The 18,059-nt window shown below is 43.4% G+C and carries 15 protein-coding genes; 9 read left to right on the forward strand and 6 right to left on the reverse strand.

Features of this window, described 5'->3' with window-relative positions; all coding sequences use genetic code 11:
- The first annotated feature begins 84 nt into the window (after positions 1-84).
- The 5 genes from MHN00_RS19740 to MHN00_RS19760 all read left to right on the forward strand — a co-directional run bounded on the left by MHN00_RS19740 (position 85) and on the right by MHN00_RS19760 (position 6,316).
- Positions 85-1,077: a DUF2333 family protein gene (locus tag MHN00_RS19740; protein WP_014950721.1), complete on the forward strand. Its 993-nt coding sequence runs from the start codon at positions 85-87 to the stop codon at positions 1,075-1,077.
- Between the two features lie 3 nt (positions 1,078-1,080).
- Positions 1,081-1,836, forward strand: a complete 756-nt coding sequence (locus MHN00_RS19745) for a TIGR04219 family outer membrane beta-barrel protein (RefSeq protein ID WP_014950720.1) — start codon at positions 1,081-1,083, stop codon at positions 1,834-1,836.
- 199 nt (positions 1,837-2,035) lie between these two features.
- A complete protein-coding gene (locus MHN00_RS19750; protein ID WP_014950719.1) occupies positions 2,036-3,859 on the forward strand; it encodes an assimilatory sulfite reductase (NADPH) flavoprotein subunit in 1,824 nt (607 codons plus the stop codon).
- Complete coding sequence (cysI, locus tag MHN00_RS19755) at positions 3,859-5,580, forward strand: assimilatory sulfite reductase (NADPH) hemoprotein subunit (RefSeq protein ID WP_039227383.1); 1,722 nt, start codon at positions 3,859-3,861, stop codon at positions 5,578-5,580. The genes MHN00_RS19750 and cysI overlap by 1 nt, the downstream gene beginning before the upstream one ends.
- Positions 5,570-6,316, forward strand: a complete 747-nt coding sequence (locus tag MHN00_RS19760; protein WP_239302151.1) for a phosphoadenylyl-sulfate reductase — start codon at positions 5,570-5,572, stop codon at positions 6,314-6,316. The genes cysI and MHN00_RS19760 overlap by 11 nt, the downstream gene beginning before the upstream one ends.
- On the opposite strand, the gene MHN00_RS19765 is transcribed toward MHN00_RS19760, so the two are convergent.
- A complete protein-coding gene (locus tag MHN00_RS19765) occupies positions 6,313-7,149 on the reverse strand; it encodes a TIGR03899 family protein (protein WP_239302152.1) in 837 nt (278 codons plus the stop codon). The two genes, MHN00_RS19760 and MHN00_RS19765, sit on opposite strands and share 4 nt — an antisense overlap.
- A 202-nt stretch (positions 7,150-7,351) precedes the next feature.
- Between MHN00_RS19765 and MHN00_RS19770 the strand changes: the two genes are divergently transcribed.
- On the forward strand, positions 7,352-9,577 hold the full coding sequence (locus MHN00_RS19770; RefSeq protein WP_014950715.1) for an EAL domain-containing protein: 2,226 nt from the start codon (positions 7,352-7,354) through the stop codon (positions 9,575-9,577).
- Here MHN00_RS19770 and MHN00_RS19775 read toward each other — a convergent pair.
- Positions 9,574-10,152: a uracil-DNA glycosylase family protein gene (locus MHN00_RS19775; RefSeq protein ID WP_239302153.1), complete on the reverse strand. Its 579-nt coding sequence runs from the start codon at positions 10,150-10,152 to the stop codon at positions 9,574-9,576. The genes MHN00_RS19770 and MHN00_RS19775 overlap by 4 nt on opposite strands.
- A gap of 114 nt (positions 10,153-10,266) precedes the next feature.
- On the opposite strand from MHN00_RS19775, the gene MHN00_RS19780 reads away from it, so the two are divergent.
- Positions 10,267-10,572, forward strand: coding sequence for a hypothetical protein (locus MHN00_RS19780; RefSeq protein ID WP_014950713.1), 306 nt, complete (start codon positions 10,267-10,269; stop codon positions 10,570-10,572).
- 56 nt (positions 10,573-10,628) lie between these two features.
- Here the strand turns inward: MHN00_RS19780 and sthA are convergent, their stop codons facing one another.
- Together sthA and MHN00_RS19790 are read right to left on the reverse strand one after the other, a co-directional pair.
- Positions 10,629-12,050: a Si-specific NAD(P)(+) transhydrogenase gene (sthA, locus tag MHN00_RS19785; RefSeq protein ID WP_014950712.1), complete on the reverse strand. Its 1,422-nt coding sequence runs from the start codon at positions 12,048-12,050 to the stop codon at positions 10,629-10,631.
- Between the two features lie 179 nt (positions 12,051-12,229).
- A complete protein-coding gene (locus MHN00_RS19790; RefSeq protein WP_014950711.1) occupies positions 12,230-13,357 on the reverse strand; it encodes a fatty acid desaturase in 1,128 nt (375 codons plus the stop codon).
- A 341-nt stretch (positions 13,358-13,698) separates the two neighbouring features.
- Between MHN00_RS19790 and fabR the strand changes: the two genes are divergently transcribed.
- Complete coding sequence (fabR, locus tag MHN00_RS19795; RefSeq protein WP_014977408.1) at positions 13,699-14,295, forward strand: HTH-type transcriptional repressor FabR; 597 nt, start codon at positions 13,699-13,701, stop codon at positions 14,293-14,295.
- Between the two features lie 120 nt (positions 14,296-14,415).
- Here the strand turns inward: fabR and trmA are convergent, their stop codons facing one another.
- The gene (gene trmA / locus MHN00_RS19800) at positions 14,416-15,513 is read right to left on the reverse strand and encodes a tRNA (uridine(54)-C5)-methyltransferase TrmA (RefSeq protein ID WP_239302154.1); all 1,098 of its coding nucleotides are present in this window, start codon (positions 15,511-15,513) and stop codon (positions 14,416-14,418) included.
- Positions 15,514-15,688: 175 nt separating this feature from the next.
- Here trmA and MHN00_RS19805 point away from each other — a divergent pair, with 175 nt between their 5' ends.
- The gene (locus MHN00_RS19805) at positions 15,689-17,002 is read left to right on the forward strand and encodes a DUF5610 domain-containing protein (RefSeq protein ID WP_239302155.1); all 1,314 of its coding nucleotides are present in this window, start codon (positions 15,689-15,691) and stop codon (positions 17,000-17,002) included.
- 79 nt (positions 17,003-17,081) lie between these two features.
- Here MHN00_RS19805 and MHN00_RS19810 read toward each other — a convergent pair whose 3' ends face one another.
- Complete coding sequence (locus MHN00_RS19810) at positions 17,082-17,546, reverse strand: RNA-binding protein (protein ID WP_014950707.1); 465 nt, start codon at positions 17,544-17,546, stop codon at positions 17,082-17,084.
- Positions 17,547-18,059 lie beyond the last annotated feature (513 nt).

Below are 18,059 nucleotides of genomic sequence, written 5' to 3' on the forward strand. Positions count from 1 at the left end.
TTTCGCATTTTTCACATAGTATTAAGACTACAAATAGCTGACCTCCGTCGGCTATTTGTTATTTAAAAGGAAGGTTGGTGTTATATGAGACAATCTATTAACTCAAAACGGATAGCGATTGTCGCTGTAGTGATAGTTTTACTTTTCTGGCTAATAGGATGGTATTGGAGCCTATCCCCAGACACGTTTGATGTTAGACAACGTTTAAAGCAAAACTCGCCTGTTGAGAATCCAACTAATATTGCGGGTTACACATTAACAACAACCATGATTGATGTGTCGGAAACCTTACTTGATAAGCCTGGTGGATATCTTTCTAACGACATTACGCCTCCTGGCATCTTTTTAGATAACATGCCCGCATGGGAATTCGGTGCGCTGGAAATGGTGCGAGACCTTGCACTCTCTATGCGTAAAGACTTCAGCCGCTCTCAATCCCAATCTATTGAAAATCCATACCTTACAAAAGCTCACCCTAAGTTTAATATGGATCACAAAAGCTGGGCGTTGCCTTCTTCTGAATCGAGTTACTCTGACGGTATAGAGCTTCTAAAAAAATACCGTGACGAGCTAGCGAATACCCGAAACACCGACAGTCAGTTTTATACTCGCGCAGACAACTTGCGCGAATGGTTGAAACAGGTAGAAAAACGGTTGGGCAGTTATTCACAAAGACTTAGTGCCAGCGTAGGATCGGCTAGATTGAACACTGATCTGGCGGGTGACTCGAATGCGAAGCAGTCTTCTCCTGTAGCCAGCCAGCGTGTAGTTAAAACGAGTTGGTGGAAACTAGACGATAATTTCTATGAGGCACGCGGTGCTACGTGGGCTTTACTTCACTTTCTAAAAGCCGTGGAAATTGAATTTTACGACGTATTGGAAGATAAGAATGCATTGGTTAGTCTTCAGCAAATTATTCGTGAACTGGAAGCGACACAGCAGTCGGTATTCAGTCCAATGATTTTAAATGGTAGTGGATTTGGCATGTTAGCGAACCATTCTTTGGTAATGGCAAACTATATTTCTCGTGCAAACGCTGCTTTAATTGAACTTTCAGAACTTCTTAATCAAGGATAATTAATGAAAAAGGGTCTTATAGCTGCCGCATTGGGATGCGCATTAGTTTCAGTTTCATCTCATGCAGACACTATCGCAGGCGTATATGTTGGAGCCCAAGTATGGCAAACCGACACGCAGGGCGGTTTTGCTGATAGCAACAACACCGCTGACTTTAACTTTGATGATGAGACCAATACGGCGCTATACATTGCCTTTGAGCATCCTGTACCGTTTTTACCTAATGTAAAAGTAAATCACACGACATTAGATAACTCGGGCACCACAACGCTTCAGTCTGAATTCACTTTCGACGGTGAGTTATTTACTGAAAGCACCACGGTTAATACAGATGTAGAGCTTGATGCTACAGATTTCATTTTGTACTACGAGTTATTCGATAACGATCTAGTGAGCTTTGACTTAGGTGTTAATGCAAAGTACATCGACGGCGCACTGTTCGTTGTGGATAGAGCGAGTGACACAAGCGGATCTGCAGAGTTCTCTGGTATTGTTCCAATGGCCTACTCGAAGGTTCAGCTAGGTTTACCGTTTACTGGTTTATCAGCATACTTTGAAGGAAGCTATTTGTCGTTCGACGACCATGAGCTTAGTGATTATCAAGCTGCAATTCAGTACTCGTTTATTGAAAGTTTAGCGGTTGATATGACGCTTCAGGTGGGTTACAGAAATGTAACGGTAGATATTGAAGACCTTGATGATGTGTACGCTGATATGGAATTCGATGGTGTATTCGCAGGGCTAGAACTTCACTTCTAAGCCTCAAATACGGATTTTAAAGGGCGAGGCTGCGATTGCAGCCTCGCCCTTTTTTGTTGCTTCTCGCCCAAATTCAATTGTGTTATTACCTATTCGCACAGTCATTAGCACTTTCAGTAATAAAAAAGTTTCATTTATTCTTTTCTCTTCTTGAAGAAAGCCGTTAGCCTTAGCGCCATTGATAAAAGGCTAAAAGACTATGTCACAAGATTCTAATTCGAACTCAGCGCCAGGCGCGGTATTAAACGAACAGCAGTGGAATGCAATAACGCAAGCCATTGCAGGCTTAAATCGTGATCAACTTACTTGGGTAAGTGGTTATGCTGCGGGCATGGCTGCTGCACAAGGTGGTTCGGTTGCACCAATGATGCAAGGCACTCCTGCAGTAGCGGGTGACGCGCCAACGCTTACTATTTTGTACGGTTCACAAACCGGTAATGCAAAAGGTGTTGCAGCGCAGTGTCAAGCGAAAGCAGAAGAAGCGGGCTTTAATAGCAAGCTGGTTAGCATGGCAGATTACAAGCCACGTAACTTGAAAGCAGAAACTCACGTTGCGGTATTTGTTAGTACCCATGGTGAAGGTGATGCACCAGACGATGCTATTGAGCTACATGAATTCTTGGCTGGCAAAAAAGCCCCGAAGCTTGCTGATACCAAATACGCAGTTTTGGGTTTAGGTGACAGTAGTTACGAGTTTTTCTGCCAAACGGGTAAAGACTTTGATGAACGCTTAGGTAAGCTTGGCGGTAAAGCTATTGTAGAGCGTCTGGACTGCGACGTTGATTATGAAGCGGAAGCCGAAGCATGGCTGAGCAAGCTCATCGACTCGCTAAAAGACGATTTTAGTGCAGCTCCGCAAGCAGCGGTAGCGGCGCAAACTGGCGCGGCAGTGCAGGGTGTAGCAGCGCAAACTTACACCAAGAAAGCGCCGTTTAAAGCGACCTTAATTGACGCACAAAAAATCACAGGTCGTGATTCTGTTAAAGATATACGCCATATTGAAATAAGCCTTGAAGATAGCGGAATTACCTATAAGCCAGGTGATGCGCTTGGTGTATGGTTTAAAAATGCAGCATCTCTAGTGTCGGAGCTTATTAGTATCTTATCACTAAACGGCAATACAGAAGTGTCTGTGGCTGACGCGACCATGTCACTCACCGAAGCATTAACGTCGAAGCTTGAATTAACCTTAAGTTACCCTAATTTCATTAAGTCATATCAAGAGGCGACAGGCTCTGAATCATTGGCTACATTGATGGAAGATAAAGCGCAGCTGCGTACCTACATGGCCGAACGTCAAATTATTGATATTGTGCGCGACCATCCGGGTAAGTTGTCTGAACAGCAGCTTGTAGATGCTTTACGACCGCTAACGCCTCGCTTGTACTCGATAGCATCAAGCCAAGCCGAAGTGGAAGAAGAAGTACATTTAACCGTAGCTCACGTTGACTATGAAGCGTTTGGACATCGTCATCAAGGCGGCGCATCTGGCTTTTTGTGTGAATATCTAGAAGAAAATGGCGACGTAGAAGTGTTCGTAGAAAGTAACGATAACTTCCGTTTGCCCGCTGATCCAAATACGCCAGTGATCATGGTCGGCCCGGGTACGGGTATTGCACCGTTTAGATCGTTCATGCAAGAGCGTGACGTACAAGGCGCAGAAGGCAAAAACTGGTTGTTCTTTGGCAACCCACATTTCACGCAAGATTTTCTATATCAAGTGGAATGGCAAGGCTACGTTAAAGAAGGCCTGCTAGACAAAATTACGCTGGCATTTTCTCGTGACCAAGAAGAAAAAGTATATGTTCAGCACCGTTTACTAGAAAACGGTAAAGAGGTGTATGAATGGCTAGAGCAGGGCGCACACTTCTATGTGTGTGGCGATGCAATGCATATGGCGAAAGATGTAGAGAACGCCCTAATTAGTATTGTGCAAGAGCACGGCGGTAAATCTGAAGCCGATGCAAAAGCCTATGTTGTAGAGTTACGTAAAGCGAAACGTTATCAGAAGGATGTCTATTAATGAGTAACGAAAAATCACCATTTATCGTTGAGGGCAAACTGGCTGACAACGAGCGTTTAAAGCGTGAAAGTAATAATTTGCGTGGCACCATCACTACCGATCTTAAAGATGATCTTACTGGTGGTTTCACCGCTGATAATTTCCAGCTTATTCGCTTTCACGGTATGTACCAACAAGACGATCGTGATATTCGCGCTGAGCGTGCAAAGCAGAAACTTGAGCCGCTTCACAATGTGATGTTGCGTGCCCGTTTACCTGGTGGTGTTATTACGCCTGACCAATGGTTAGCGATTGATAAGTTTGCAGCCGATCACACCATGTACGGCAGCATTCGTTTAACAACCCGTCAAACTTTCCAGTTTCACGGTGTGTTAAAGCCTAAGATTAAGTCCATGCACCAAATGCTAAACAAGGTAGGCATTGACTCTATTGCTACGGCAGGCGATGTAAACCGAAACGTACTATGTACGTCAAATCCGGTTGAATCTGAGCTTCACCTTCAGGCATTTGAATGGGCGAAGAAAATAAGTGAACACTTACTACCTAAAACCCGCGCGTATGCTGAAATTTGGTTAGACGGTGAAAAAGTCGAAACGACTGAAAAGCCTGTAGAGCCTATTTTGGGTGATAACTATTTACCGCGTAAGTTTAAAACGACGGTGGTGATTCCTCCGCAAAACGATGTAGATGTTCACGCGAATGATCTTAACTTTGTTGCGATTGCTGAAAATGGACAGCTAGTTGGCTTTAACGTACTTGTCGGTGGTGGTCTTGCAATGACTCACGGCGACAAGAGCACGTACCCGCGTAAAGCCTCTGATTTCGGATTTATTCCGCTTGAAAACACGCTAGACGTTGCCGCAGCGGTTGTAACAACTCAGCGTGATTGGGGGAACCGTGTTAATCGTAAGAACGCGAAAACCAAATATACGTTAGAGCGTGTTGGGGTAGACAACTTTAAGGCTGAAGTTGAAAAACGCGCAGGCGTGACTTTCCAAGACAGCCGTGCGTATGAATTTACGGGACGTGGCGATCGCTTTGGCTGGGTTGAAGGTATTGACGGCAAATATCACCTGACCGTATTTATTGAGAATGGCCGTATTTTAGATTACCCAGGTAAAACGCTAAAAACAGGCTGTGCCGAAATTGCGAAGATCCACAAAGGTGATTTCCGCTTAACGGCAAACCAGAATTTGATCATTGCCGGTGTAGCGCCGCAAGACAAAGACAAAATTGAAGCATTAGCCCGCGAACATGGCTTAATAGCGCCATCGATTTCTAACCAGCGACTTGACTCAATGGCCTGTGTTGCATTGCCAACCTGTCCGTTAGCCATGGCAGAAGCTGAGCGCTACTTGCCAGATGCCGTTACGGAATTAGAAGGTTTGCTTGCCAAACACGGATTGGAAGAAGACAGCGTAATCTTCCGTGTAACAGGCTGCCCGAATGGCTGTGGTCGCGCGATGTTGTCTGAGGTTGGCTTAGTAGGTAAGGGCCCAGGCAAATACAATTTGCATTTGGGTGGAAACCGAGAAGGTACACGTATTCCACGTATGTATCGAGAAAACATAAGCGAACAGGAAATCATGGCAGAACTAGATTCACTGTTTGGCCAGTGGGCCAAAGATCGTGAAGCGGGTGAAGCCTTTGGTGATTATGTTGTTCGCGCTGGTGTTGTAAAACCAGTAGTAGACTCCGCACGGGATTTCTATGACGAATAATACAGCGATTAAGCAGCAACCACTAACGCTTGATATCAGTAAGGAAGCCCTTGCTGATATCAATGAAACGTTAGAGAAAATGACAGCGCAGGAGCGAGTAGCTTGGGCGCTGGACAACTTGCCTGATACTCATATTGTGTCTTCAAGCTTTGGAGCACAATCGGCGGTTATGCTGCATATGCTTACCCAAGCACAACCGGATATTCCTGTTGTGCTTACCGACACAGGCTATCTTTTTCCTGAGACATATAAGTTTATTGATGAAATTGTAGAAAAGCTCAATTTAAATTTGCATGTGTACAGCGCAGAGATGTCTTCTGCGTGGCAGGAAGCGCGCTTTGGCAGACTTTGGGAACAAGGCATCGAAGGTATTGAGAAATACAATAAGATGAACAAAGTTGAGCCAATGCAGCGCGCCTTACGTGACCTGAAAGCAGGTACGTGGTTTGCAGGTTTGCGTAGAAGCCAATCAGATACCAGGGGAAAGCTTCCAGTTCTACAAAAAGTAGGGCAGCAGTTTAAACTTTACCCGATCATTGATTGGAGCAACAAAGACTTACATTACTACCTGAAAGATAACGACTTGTCTTATCATCCGCTTTGGGAGCAAGGGTATGTATCCATCGGTGATTGGCATACCACGCAGTCGCTCCAAGAAGGAATGAGTGAGCAAGACACGCGCTTCTTTGGTTTGAAACGTGAGTGTGGATTGCACGAGTTTGGTGACGGTATTTAACTTACGTTAAATACCTCGCCTAACACCGACTTAATGCTGGTTAAATACACTTCATTAGGCGACTTAGTCACTAATTTATACAGCTCACTGCCGACCGAAGTGAACTTGTAATACACCAAAGCAACCCCCGACGTTTTACTGGTTAATGAAATATTTTCATTTACGCATCGCCAGGTTACTTGCTGACCTTCATCGTATTCGGCGCTTTCAATTTCGCTGGTATAAATCAACTTCATCTCTTGCAAAGACAACAGATCAGGGTAACTCAACCCTACGTTGGCTAAGTTAATTTGCTCAGGAACAGGGCGTCTCAATAGTGAAAGCAAGCCTTTGCGTTTGTGATACCCCACAAGAATACGCGGGACCGCATCGTTATTTCTTCTACTCGCAACATTCACAGCCTTATTGAATACTTGTGCATCCCTATGCGTTAGCGTCTTTAATAGCTGCAATGTACGAAGGGAAAAACTGCCCGGGCGAGCCACCTCAACGGCAAAAATCTTTCCCCATAATTCCTGCATGGGCGGGCTGTAAATTTCCTCAGCCATGGTACTAAATGCGAAAAACCAGTCGGGATCAAGATTATCACTAGTTTGTTCGTTGATCGTCACATTTAATGCTATATTTAATACAGCTTGAAGATTGCTCGCTTTTTGGGTTTCTAATATTTGTTTTCTTCTTTCTAGTGCATGCTTTTGCTTTTTAGGATCAGGGGACATCATAGAGGGGCTTATACCCACTCTGGCAAACCAGGAAAGCATGCGTTGGCGACTAGCATCGGTTTTCACTGCGTTGCTGGTCGCTTTTTCAGCCGCAGGCGATTCGGCTGTCACCTTTACAGTCTTCTCTTCCGTTTCCTGTGGTTTTTTTACCTCAGGGGAAAAGTGCTGGGATGTAATCTTCATAAATGCTTAAATGATCGAATGTAACATGAGAGCACTATTGCATTGCGTAACCCATTTATCAATGTAATCGTTGCCTTAATACAATGAGTAGCGCATTCTTGTTTTGTTTGTATCGAGGAAATGAGCGGTAATGTCGGCAATGGATTACGATAACGACGAATTAATTTTTTTAGATGATGATGGTTCAGTTGAAGAGCAAACCTTATTGGGCAAAGACTGGAACATTCTTATTGTCGATGACGATGAAGAGATTCACACCGTAACGCGTCTCGCGCTATCTGATCTCATCGTAAACGATCGCAAATTAAACTTCATCCACGCTTATTCAGCAAAACAAGCCAAAGAAATGCTGCACGAATATGGCAACAGCATTGCCATAATTTTACTTGATGTCGTTATGGAGACTGATGACGCGGGTTTTGATGTTGTTAAATACATCCGCGAGGACATGAAGTTAGTAGAACCTCGAATTATCTTACGTACGGGCCAGCCCGGCTACGCGCCTGAAGAGCAAGTCATTAAAGTTTACGATATCAATGACTATAAAACCAAAACAGAACTTACTCGCGCCAAATTACTAACTACTATCATTTCCTCACTACGCTCTTATCAGCAAATTGTAACGATTAGTCAAAGCCGTGCTGGTTTAGAAAAAATAATCACCTCTTCAGCCAACTTGTTTGAAGAACATTCGGTGAAAGAGTTTTGCGAAGGTGTAGTTACCCAAATCAGTTCGCTTATTGGTTTAGACTCCGAAGGTTTATTATGCGCGAGAGCGGGTTCTTTGCTAGATCGAGAGGACGAAGAGGTTTACGTGCTTGGCGCTGCGGGTGAGTATGCGAAATTTATAAACCAGCCTGTGTTCACGCTTAAAAACCTTGAAATTGAAGAAAACATTAGTCGGTGCCTACGTCTTAAAAAGCACATTTTTGAGCCCAGTTGCTCTGTGCTGTATATCAGCCGCGCTGGTTTTGAAGCTGCCGTATTTGTTCGACAAACCCACGAGATTAGTGAGCTAGACAAGCACTTGCTTGAGGTTTTTCTATCCAGTATTTCAGTGGGATACGAAAACGTTAATCTTTTCCATGAATTGAGAAATGCGGCGTTCAGAGACTGGTTAACCCGTCTGCCAAACCGCAATGAGTTTATCAATATGCTCGATAAACCTCATTTGTTTGCCGGAGAAAACTATAGCGTAGCCCTTATCGACGTAAATCACTTTTCCGATATAAATGATGGTTTAGGGCAAGAAGTTGGCAACGAATTGTTGCGAGCTATTAGCGATCGCTTTCAATCTTCTTTCGACAGCATAGTGAAAAAAGGCCGCATAGGTGCTGATGTATTTGGTCTTATTGGTCCTGACGATTTGGTATGCCCCAAGTCCATTAACAACATTTTCCAATCTTCATTTCAGGTAGGTGATCACACCCTTCCGGTGAATATAACACTTGGATTGTGCAAGTTAGACAATAAACGTCACATCGGCATTGAGATTTTAAAGCGCACGAATATTGCGTTAAACCGTGCTAAGAAAAATCTAACAGATAACTTCGAATATTACGCCAAAGATATTGAAGATCAGACGACTTGGCGCCTAGATATGATTCGCCAACTCCGAAGTGACTTTGCAGCAAGAAAGCTGGAACTGTGGTTTCAGCCGCAAGTGGACTTACTGAATGAAAAAGTTGTTGGCATGGAAGGCTTACTACGCTGGCCCAATGGTGAAGGGGGATATATTTCTCCCGCCGTATTTGTGCCACTAGCTGAGTATTCAGGCCTTATCGTTGATATCGGTGAATGGGTATTAGAAGAATCATGCCGTCGTCTCCAGGAATTGAAAGAAAAAGGCTACGGCCATCTAAGAGTTGCCGTTAACATCTCTATTCCGCAGTTCCGTGACAGGTTATTTGTAGAAAAAGTTAAGCAGGCACTATCTAACGCCAACTGCGACCCAAGCCTGTTAGAGCTAGAAATAACAGAAAGCGTGGTGATGGATGAGCCGCAAATTGTAATAGATGCATTGCGTTCGTTAAAAGAATTTGGGGTGAAAATAGCCATTGATGACTTTGGAACAGGCTTTTCCTCCATGAGTTATCTACAGCAGCTTCCGTTAGATCGATTGAAGGTCGATCGTTCTTTTGTCAAAGACATTAAACCGGGTGCAAGCGCAGTGCTTGCTGAGACCATTGTGACTTTGGGTAACAAGCTAGGCTTATTGACTATCGCCGAAGGCGTAGAAAAAAGAGAGCAGGCGAGTTACATGATAAAGCTTGGATGTGACGAAGCACAGGGCTACTTGTACGCGAAGCCTATGCCGTTCGATGCGCTTTTAGCGTTTCTTGAAGAGCACGACTAAACTTTTAATACAGATTCGACAGTGTCTCGCAACTTGGGAAGGATATCTAATTCAAACCAAGGGTTTTTAGCGAGCCACCTGTTGTTTCTTCCTGACGGGTGGGGCAGTACGAAATGTGTTTCAGTCGGACTGCGTACAGCTTCAGTTAACGTTTTGTGTTGCGGTAAATAATACTGTTGCGAGTAACGTCCCACGTAAAGCGTTACTTTAGGTTTTAAATGAAGAAGAAAGTCATTATGCCAAGCGGGAGCACATTCTTTTCTTGGCGGGGCATCGGCTCCATTTTTATAACCTGGAAAGCAGAAGCCCATTGGCAGCACCGAAATTAAGCTAGGGTTATAAAAGGTCTCTCTCGAGACAGACAACCAATCGCGTAACCGATCTCCGCTGGGATCATCAAACGCAATGTTGCGTTCATGAGCTTTCAACCCCGGTGCTTGCCCAATAATAAGCACTTTAGTTGATGGTGCAGTGCTAAATATGGGGTTGGGTTGATGCGGTAGGTGAGGGGCACACAGTCTACAATTTCTCGCTTTAACCACCAGTGCATCGTGGCCTTTCACATTTTTCTCCAAATATTTCTCTTTGTCATACTTTTGTCACAAAACTATGATCTCAGTTTGACTATCTTATGTATATACAGTATGTTTAATAGTGACAGTAGTAGACTGTAACACAGGAGAAGAAACATGCGTAAAGTAGTACTAACCCTAGCTCTATCAGCGGCCTTTGGTATTGCGCATGCGGAATCTGGTGATAACCAGCTTTTCGATTGCATGGATGCGAAAACATTCGAAATGAATAACCAATGTATGTCTGACAAAATCGGCAATAACATTCGTTTCCGTGATGCACAAGCAAAGTTGATCGACATTGCAAGCGATAGTCAGGGTGACTACGCCATTGCAACAATGACGTTCGATCAAGAAAATATGCACATCGACATCGTAGCACATAAAGATTCGCTTAACGCGCTTGCTGCGAACCGTAACTAATTTCTTAGTTAACGCATATTAAGCCGGCGACAATCTCGCCGGCTTTTTTGTGTCCGTTAGAAAATTCTATTAAGTCCATTAATAGCAGCAACTCGATAAGCTTCTGCCATGGTTGGATAGTTAAACGTAGTGTTAACGAAGTAATCTATGGTATTGCCTTCGCCCTTTTGCTGCATGATCGCTTGGCCGATGTGAACAATCTCGGAGGCACGTTCACCGAAACAATGAATGCCCAAGATTTCTTTAGTTTCGCGATGAAACAAGATTTTCAGACTTCCTGTCTGCGTTGACGCGATTTGGGCTCTGGCCAAATGTTTGAACTGAGCTCTTCCCACTTCATAAGGCACTTTTGCTGCAGTAAGCTCTTGCTCTGTTTTACCAACAGAACTTATTTCTGGGATGGTGTATATGCCTGACGGAATATCTTCTACCAATGCCGAATGTGTTTTTATGCCAAGCATAGCTTCAGCGGCAAAGCGACCTTGGTTATAAGCCGCAGATGCTAAACTTGGATAGCCAATGACATCGCCGACTGCAAATACATTGTCTACGTCAGTTTGATAATTTTCGTTAACCTTGAGTTGGCCTCTGCCATCGGCTTTTAAACCAATATTCTCGAGTTTAAGTGTATCTGTATTACCCGTTCTTCCGTTAGCAAACAAGAGACAATCTGCGCGCATACGCTTGCCCGACTCTAAGTTTAAAATAACCGAGTCATCGGTAGCTTCAACCGAAGAATAGGCCTCATTGTGCCGGATGAGTACGCCATTGTTCCACAGGTGATAACTGAGTGCGTCTGATATCTCGTCATCAAGAAATGACAGTAAGCGATCGCGCATGTTAACGAGGTCAACTTTTACGCCTAGTCCTCTGAAAATACTGGCATATTCAGAGCCAATGACCCCAGCGCCATAGATAATTATTGATTTGGGATCGTGATCTAAAGATAGGATAGTGTCTGAGTTATAAATACGCGGGTGATTAAAGTCGATGTCTTTAGGACAATAAGGACGCGACCCTGTGGCAATAGCAATTTGGCCTGCAGTGACAGTATCTTTAGAGCCATCTTTACGGGTTATCTCTAACGTATGCGCATCTACGAAACTGGCTTCGCCGTGAAATAGCGTCACACGATTTCTGTCGTAGAAAGAAGAGCGAAGTCGAGTTTGGCTTTTTACCACACCGCTAGCATGGCGCATGATGTCAGAAAACGTAAGACTCTTACTTAAGTGGTTGTCGGCAAACAAGGGAGAAGAGTTATATTCAATAAGACGACTTACTGAGTGACGAAGCGCTTTCGATGGAATGGTTCCCCAATGGGTACAGCCCCCTCCCACTGCCTCGTAGCGCTCAACAACCGCCACTTTTTTTCCGGCTTTGGCAAGCTGCATTGCAACGCCTTCTCCACCAGGACCTGTGCCAATAACGATAGCGTCGTAATGATACGACGGGGCTTTGGTTTTTTGCTTCGTTGCCATCTTACTTTCCCATGTTGTTACTTTTGTAATGCGATGTCACCACTAGGTTAGCCGTAATACAAAATGAATGATTCTGGTTTTAGTATAACGACCTTATCCAACTATAGAATAAAAAAAAACCACATAAGCAGACACTTATGTGGTTTTTAGCGTTCAAACGTATAAAAGAGGGCGTTAATTTACGCCATTTGCAATGACAAACTATGTAACTGTGTCCATTTCTCTTTCTGTACAGCAAATGCGTGTTTCAGCTCTTTGTACTTGTATGCAAGCTCAAGCCCTTCGATACTGCGCTTTAGGGTGCGTTGTTTAACGCGCATAACACGTTTTTTCGTGGCGTAGTATTCACTCATGCGCTGCATTAACAAGTCGTATTCTTCTTGAATGGTATGCATCATTTCTTCAGCATTAGGCAGTAGCGATACTTTTTCACTTGCTCTTTGCAGCTGCATTGCTGCTAACGCTTTCTCGATGCGCTCTTCTGGCACTTTGCGAAGGTTGGATGTCAGTCCTACCAGTGATAATCCCTTAATAAGCCATTTTGTAGGATCAAACTGATACCAGCGAATGCCATTACGATAGTCGTACTCAAAGATGTGATGGTAATTGTGATAACCTTCACCAAAGGTAAAAAACGCAAGAATACCGTTATCTCGTGCTGTGTTCTTATCGGTGTAAGGTTGGCTACCCCAAAAATGAGCAAGAGAATTGATAAAGAAGGTTACGTGATGCACTAGCACCAAGCGAAGTACACCGGCTACCAAGATCATGCCTAATACGTCACCATTTAAATAGCCCAGAAGACCTGTGATACCAAAGTTGGCCGCCAGCACGATGGGCAAATAGTAGTTATGCTGCCACATCACCACTTTATCTTTTTGAAGATCTTTACAGTTACTGTAGTCATCGTAACGTTTGGCCTGATACTCACGCAACATCCAGCCGATATGCGCAAACCAAAGCCCTTTCTTCGCAGAGTAGGGGTCTTTGTCGTTATCATCAACATGACGATGATGAACGCGATGATCTGACGACCAGTGCAAAATACTATTTTGCAGCGCCATAGCGCCACCAATCGCAAGGATCACACGAACAACCACATTGGCGTCGTAAGTTTTATGCGACCATAAGCGGTGGTAGCCGGCAGTTATAGACATACCGGTAAAGTAAAATAGAAATATAGCCGCACCGATTTCTGCCCAATCGATGCCTTGATACGCCACCCATAGCGGCACACCAATAAACGCAATTGCGCCAGATATAATAAATACCAGCACATTAGTAAGGATAAGAGGAGGTTTTTTCATTTTATACAACTTGGCTTACAACTGTTCGCTAATTTATCGTTTTACGAGGCTTCAGGCAAGCAAAACCCAGATTAGTTCTGCTTACATGTGTAAAGTTTAATTATAGTAAAGCTACGCTGAAGCGCTCGTTAATTGTGGCTTTTTCTGCTTAATGCTTGTTTATAAAAGAGATGATTCTGTTTCTCTTTCCCCACTGGTGTGTGTTGCGATAAACTACACATGCTAGTCTTTGATGTACGAAGTTTGATTGCGTTAATGGCTATACAGATGACGTAAGGGCTTCAACCCCAAGCGCTAAAAATCATCAAGCCGTTCAGAGCTAATCAACCTATGGTGCGAATGTGAGTCGACAAGAACAGAAATTAAAAACCCGCCAAAATATCATTCATGCTGCGTTTTCTTTGCTCGATGAAAACCGCAGCTTATCGGCAATCAGCTTGCGTGAAGTTGCCCGAGAGGCAGGTATAGCACCTACGTCTTTTTATCGACACTTCAAAGATATGGACGAATTAGGTTTAACGCTGGTGGATGAAGCCGGTTTAGCATTGCGGCAGCTTATGCGTCAGGCAAGGCGGCGTATAGCCTCTGGAGGTGGCGTAATACATACTTCTGTTGAAACCTTCATGGAATTTATTGCGGCAAATACAAACGTATTTCGTTTATTATTACGCGAGCATACTGGTACGTCGTCGGCTTATCGGTTGGCAGTATTTAGAGAGATTCAACACTTCATCGACGAGTTGACCGACTACATTATTGAACAGCAGGGCGTAGAATACGCATGCGCGCAGCTTCAAGCTGATGCTATGGTTAGGCTCGTATTCAGTGCAGGTGCTGAAGCACTAGAAGCTGATGATAAGCTTCGCCGCGAAATTGGTGAGAGAGTGAAAGCACAGCTTCGCTTCGTTCAAGTAGGTGCAACGCAAAAAAGCGTATAATTGAATTAGTGGCGATTGGCCTTTTAAGTCCACATCGTTTGCTCTAATCAAAGCCACCTTATTTTAATACGTCTTCATAGGCCTTTGTGACTCCAAAGGCCTTGTCAATTTGTACCAAAACTAGCTTTTGCGTGTAAGTAAAACGCCAGCCTCAATGTGATGAGTAAACGGGAATTGATCGAATAGTGCTGATTGAGCAACGTCGTGAGTTTCACTTAAAAGCTCAAGATTTTGCGCCAACGTTTCAGGGTTACACGAGATATACACGATATTATCGTAATCCTGAATCATTCTAAGCGAGTCTTCATCCAACCCAGCTCTTGGTGGATCGACCAATACAGTTGTGAAATTATATGTACTTAGATCAATGCCTTCTAAGCGACTAAACGTACGTTCACCTTTCATAGCCTGAGTGAATTCTTCAGCGGCGAGTCTTACGATCTTCACATTATTAAGCTGATTTTGTTCAATATTAAACTGCGCAGCTTGTACAGAGGGCTTGGCTATTTCGGTCCCCACAACATTATCGAAGTGAAGCGCTAGCGGCAGTGAGAAGTTACCTGCACCGCAATACATCTCCAGTAAATCGCCAGAGAGCGGCTTTACGCAATCTAGTGCCCATTCAATCATGCTACAGTTCACTTCGGCATTGGGCTGAGTGAAGCTATTTTCGATATGCTTAAATATGAATTCTTTGCCATTAACGGGTAAGCGCTCAATAACAAAATCGTTGTCGATAATAAGCTTTTGTTTTCTCGCACGGCCGATGATGTTTACTATCGGAAAGTGAGCCTCGAGTTTCGCCTTTAATTCTTTTGCAGCCTCTTGCCACTTCTCATCTAGTTGACGATGGTATAAAAGGCTGATGACAAGCTCGCCAGATAGTGCAGAAAGATAATCGATTTGAAAAAGCTTCTTTCTTAGCACTTCATTTGGTCTTACTTCTTCAAGCAACAGCGCCATAGCATCGTTTATTGCTTTACAAGCAGGAGGAAAGCTATCTACGCGGTACTTTTCTTTTGTTTCCTGGTTGAACATGATGTGAAACAAATCATCGCCTTCATGCCATACTCTAAATTCGGCGCGCATACGGTAGTGCGTTGGTTGCGATGGAAATACGGTTAAGTCAGGCGCATTGAACGGAGAAAGTAACGCAGTAAGACGTTCTACTTTTTCGTCCAACTGAGCTTGATAGCGTTGTTGTTCGGTCGCGGTCATAAAATTCTCCATTCAATATTGAGGTCGCGAATTGTAGTCCCTTATAAAATAACTGCAACAAGCTCTATCTACTTCTGCATTATTATTAGGAACGAACTAGTAAAAAAGCTGTATTAAAATTAAACAATACTGATTCTTTGCCGATAATAAGATTGAGGATAGTGAGGATCAAATTATGAACGTGGGTCAAATTAAGGCTTTTATGGGCGACCAGAAGGTCGATCAAAAAGCAGATCAAAAGGCATCAGTTCACCCGAACGAAATGTTGAAAAAGCAGTTACAGCAAGACGGATTGCAGCAAGCGGCTGAGTTTTCTAAACAACAAGCGGCATCAGTATCTGTTTCCAGTAGCCAAACTAGCATCGGCTTACGTGTGGTAAGTAGTAGTCTTAACCAAGCGTTAGTTATAGATGGCCAAAAGCCACAAGAAGCCAAAGAGAAAACCATTGAAGATAAGTCGAACAGTTTGTTCGACTTTGAAAAAGTTGCCAGAAACGTACTTAAGTTCGTAGGTGGCGTCATTAGAGGTGCGGCAAACGGTGGTGCCAGCGAAGAAAAGCTTAATGGCTTATTTAGCCAAGCGAGAGAAGGCGTAAGCCGTGGATTCGCTATGGCTGAAAAAGACCTCGCTGGTTTTATGAATGAAGAGATTGAGCAAGGGATGACAAAAAGCCGCGATCTCATCGATACAGGAATAAACGATCTGGAAACTGACATATTTGGTCGCCAGCAGCCGAACGCTGTAACGCTTTCGTCCTTAAACGCGGTAGCTGCATCGGATGAGAAAAGCGGAAGCTTGCTGATTCGAACTAAAGATGGCGACGAAGTGAGTTTTAGTTTTGAGAGTCTTCGCTCGTTCCAAGCGTCTCAACAACTTAATTTCCAAGCGCAGGCATCTCAGGAGCAATCAGGCGGTAGTGGCGAGCAAGGCGAAAACAATTTTTCAGCGTCATACCAACAACAAACTTCGTACCAATACTATGAGCGAAGCGGTATTAGCTTTTCATTGAAAGGCGAGCTTGATGAAGATGAGTTAGAGTCGATAGCTGATTTGGTTGGTCAAGTTCAGGATCTCGCCGACACCTTTTACAGTGGTGACATCGACAAAGCATTTGAAGAAGCGTTAAGTTTAGGCTTTGACGATAAAGAGTTAGTTGGCTACGCGTTACAGTTAAATAGAACAACACAGACCGAAGTACTAAAGACGTATGAGAACATCCAACATTACAATGAAGACAAAAGCGATAATTCGAAGTTTGGAAATGTGGTTAGCCCTATAGCGCAATATCTAGAAAAGATGATGGATACTTTTGCTAATGCCGAAAGTACGTTAGAAAGTAACGAAGACTATAATACCTTAATAGGTGGGTTGATTAATGAGATCAAAGACGTGCAGGTGCCAGATCTTGTATCTGCTATAAATAGGTTTCACGCTTTTAATCAAACGTTACTTAATGGACTTCCTCAATCTGCTGAGACAAGTGAATAACTAACTATTTACTAATATAAAAGCCCGGTAGCGAAAGCTAACCGGGCTTTTTTATAGCCTATAAACCGTACTCACAAAATTATGCGTGTTCGACTTTGTCCTTTGCAGGGCGAACTTTTAGGGTTCGTTCCTGGAAGATTGAGTCGTTAGTTTTATCGATTACGCTGTTTAAGTCGTCAGTTACAACTTCGATAAAACCGTATCCTTTTCTTTTTCCAGTTTTACGATCCTTCATTAAGCGAACCGACTGTACTTCAATAAAGCTACTGAAGTATTCCTTTACTGCGTTCTCGTTTGCTCTATAAGGCAAATTACCCACATATAAAGTTTCTACTGATCCGTCATTAGAATGTGCTCTGGCATCTGAGGAAGATGGACTTTGAATAAGAGACGCTAGCCAAGGAGTAACGATACCGCTGATCAGCAGAGCTGCTGAGACGGTCAGTGGAACATGGACGTTTAAACTAGCAGAAGAAAATAACAAGTAACCTGCAATTGCAAAAATAGCGCTAATAACAGCGCATTGAATAAAGCCTACTTTCATATACCTACCTTTCTATTGTTTATTATGGTGTTGGAGGCTGTATATAGTTTACTCATTTGTAACAAATTGAACAATAAAATGTGAAAAAACTAGTCTAAAGATGGATTGAGTCGCTAGAAATGATGCAGAAATGAGCGGTTAACACCAAAAGTGGCTTAAAAAGCAAAAAAATCCAATTTAAGTGTTGATCTTTCACAAGAGGTATCTATAATGCGCTCCACGTTCTGAGGGGGCTTCGAGAAAAACAAAGCCAACTCAGCAACAAGTGCGAAACCAAGTTTTCAAACAAATAAAAAGTTTAAAAACATGGTTGACATCGAAAACAAACGATGTAAAATGCGCACCTCACTCGAACAGGGTGGGTCACTAAGAAGCAACGGCTTCTGGTGAATGTTCTTTAAAAATTTAGACAAGACAATCTGTGTGGGCACTCGTTAAGAGTGTCACAACGACGATTCATATTTCGATATATTTAATTGAAGAGTTTGATCATGGCTCAGATTGAACGCTGGC

The sequence above is a fragment of the Alteromonas sp. Cnat2-8 genome, from assembly GCF_022348355.1.
Classification (GTDB): domain Bacteria; phylum Pseudomonadota; class Gammaproteobacteria; order Enterobacterales; family Alteromonadaceae; genus Alteromonas; species Alteromonas macleodii.

Bases quoted from the DNA above. Each gene is read 5' to 3' on its own strand.
- MHN00_RS19740 (WP_014950721.1), top strand. From the start codon at position 85: ATGAGACAATCTATTAACTCAAAACGGATAGCGATTGTCGCTGTAGTG.
- MHN00_RS19745 (WP_014950720.1), top strand. From the start codon at position 1,081: ATGAAAAAGGGTCTTATAGCTGCCGCATTGGGATGCGCATTAGTTTCA.
- MHN00_RS19750 (WP_014950719.1), top strand. From the start codon at position 2,036: ATGTCACAAGATTCTAATTCGAACTCAGCGCCAGGCGCGGTATTAAAC.
- cysI (WP_039227383.1), top strand. From the start codon at position 3,859: ATGAGTAACGAAAAATCACCATTTATCGTTGAGGGCAAACTGGCTGAC.
- MHN00_RS19760 (WP_239302151.1), top strand. From the start codon at position 5,570: ATGACGAATAATACAGCGATTAAGCAGCAACCACTAACGCTTGATATC.
- MHN00_RS19770 (WP_014950715.1), top strand. From the start codon at position 7,352: ATGTCGGCAATGGATTACGATAACGACGAATTAATTTTTTTAGATGAT.
- MHN00_RS19780 (WP_014950713.1), top strand. From the start codon at position 10,267: ATGCGTAAAGTAGTACTAACCCTAGCTCTATCAGCGGCCTTTGGTATT.
- sthA (WP_014950712.1), bottom strand. From the start codon at position 12,050: ATGGCAACGAAGCAAAAAACCAAAGCCCCGTCGTATCATTACGACGCT.
- MHN00_RS19790 (WP_014950711.1), bottom strand. From the start codon at position 13,357: ATGAAAAAACCTCCTCTTATCCTTACTAATGTGCTGGTATTTATTATA.
- trmA (WP_239302154.1), bottom strand. From the start codon at position 15,513: ATGACCGCGACCGAACAACAACGCTATCAAGCTCAGTTGGACGAAAAA.
- MHN00_RS19805 (WP_239302155.1), top strand. From the start codon at position 15,689: ATGAACGTGGGTCAAATTAAGGCTTTTATGGGCGACCAGAAGGTCGAT.
- MHN00_RS19810 (WP_014950707.1), bottom strand. From the start codon at position 17,546: ATGAAAGTAGGCTTTATTCAATGCGCTGTTATTAGCGCTATTTTTGCA.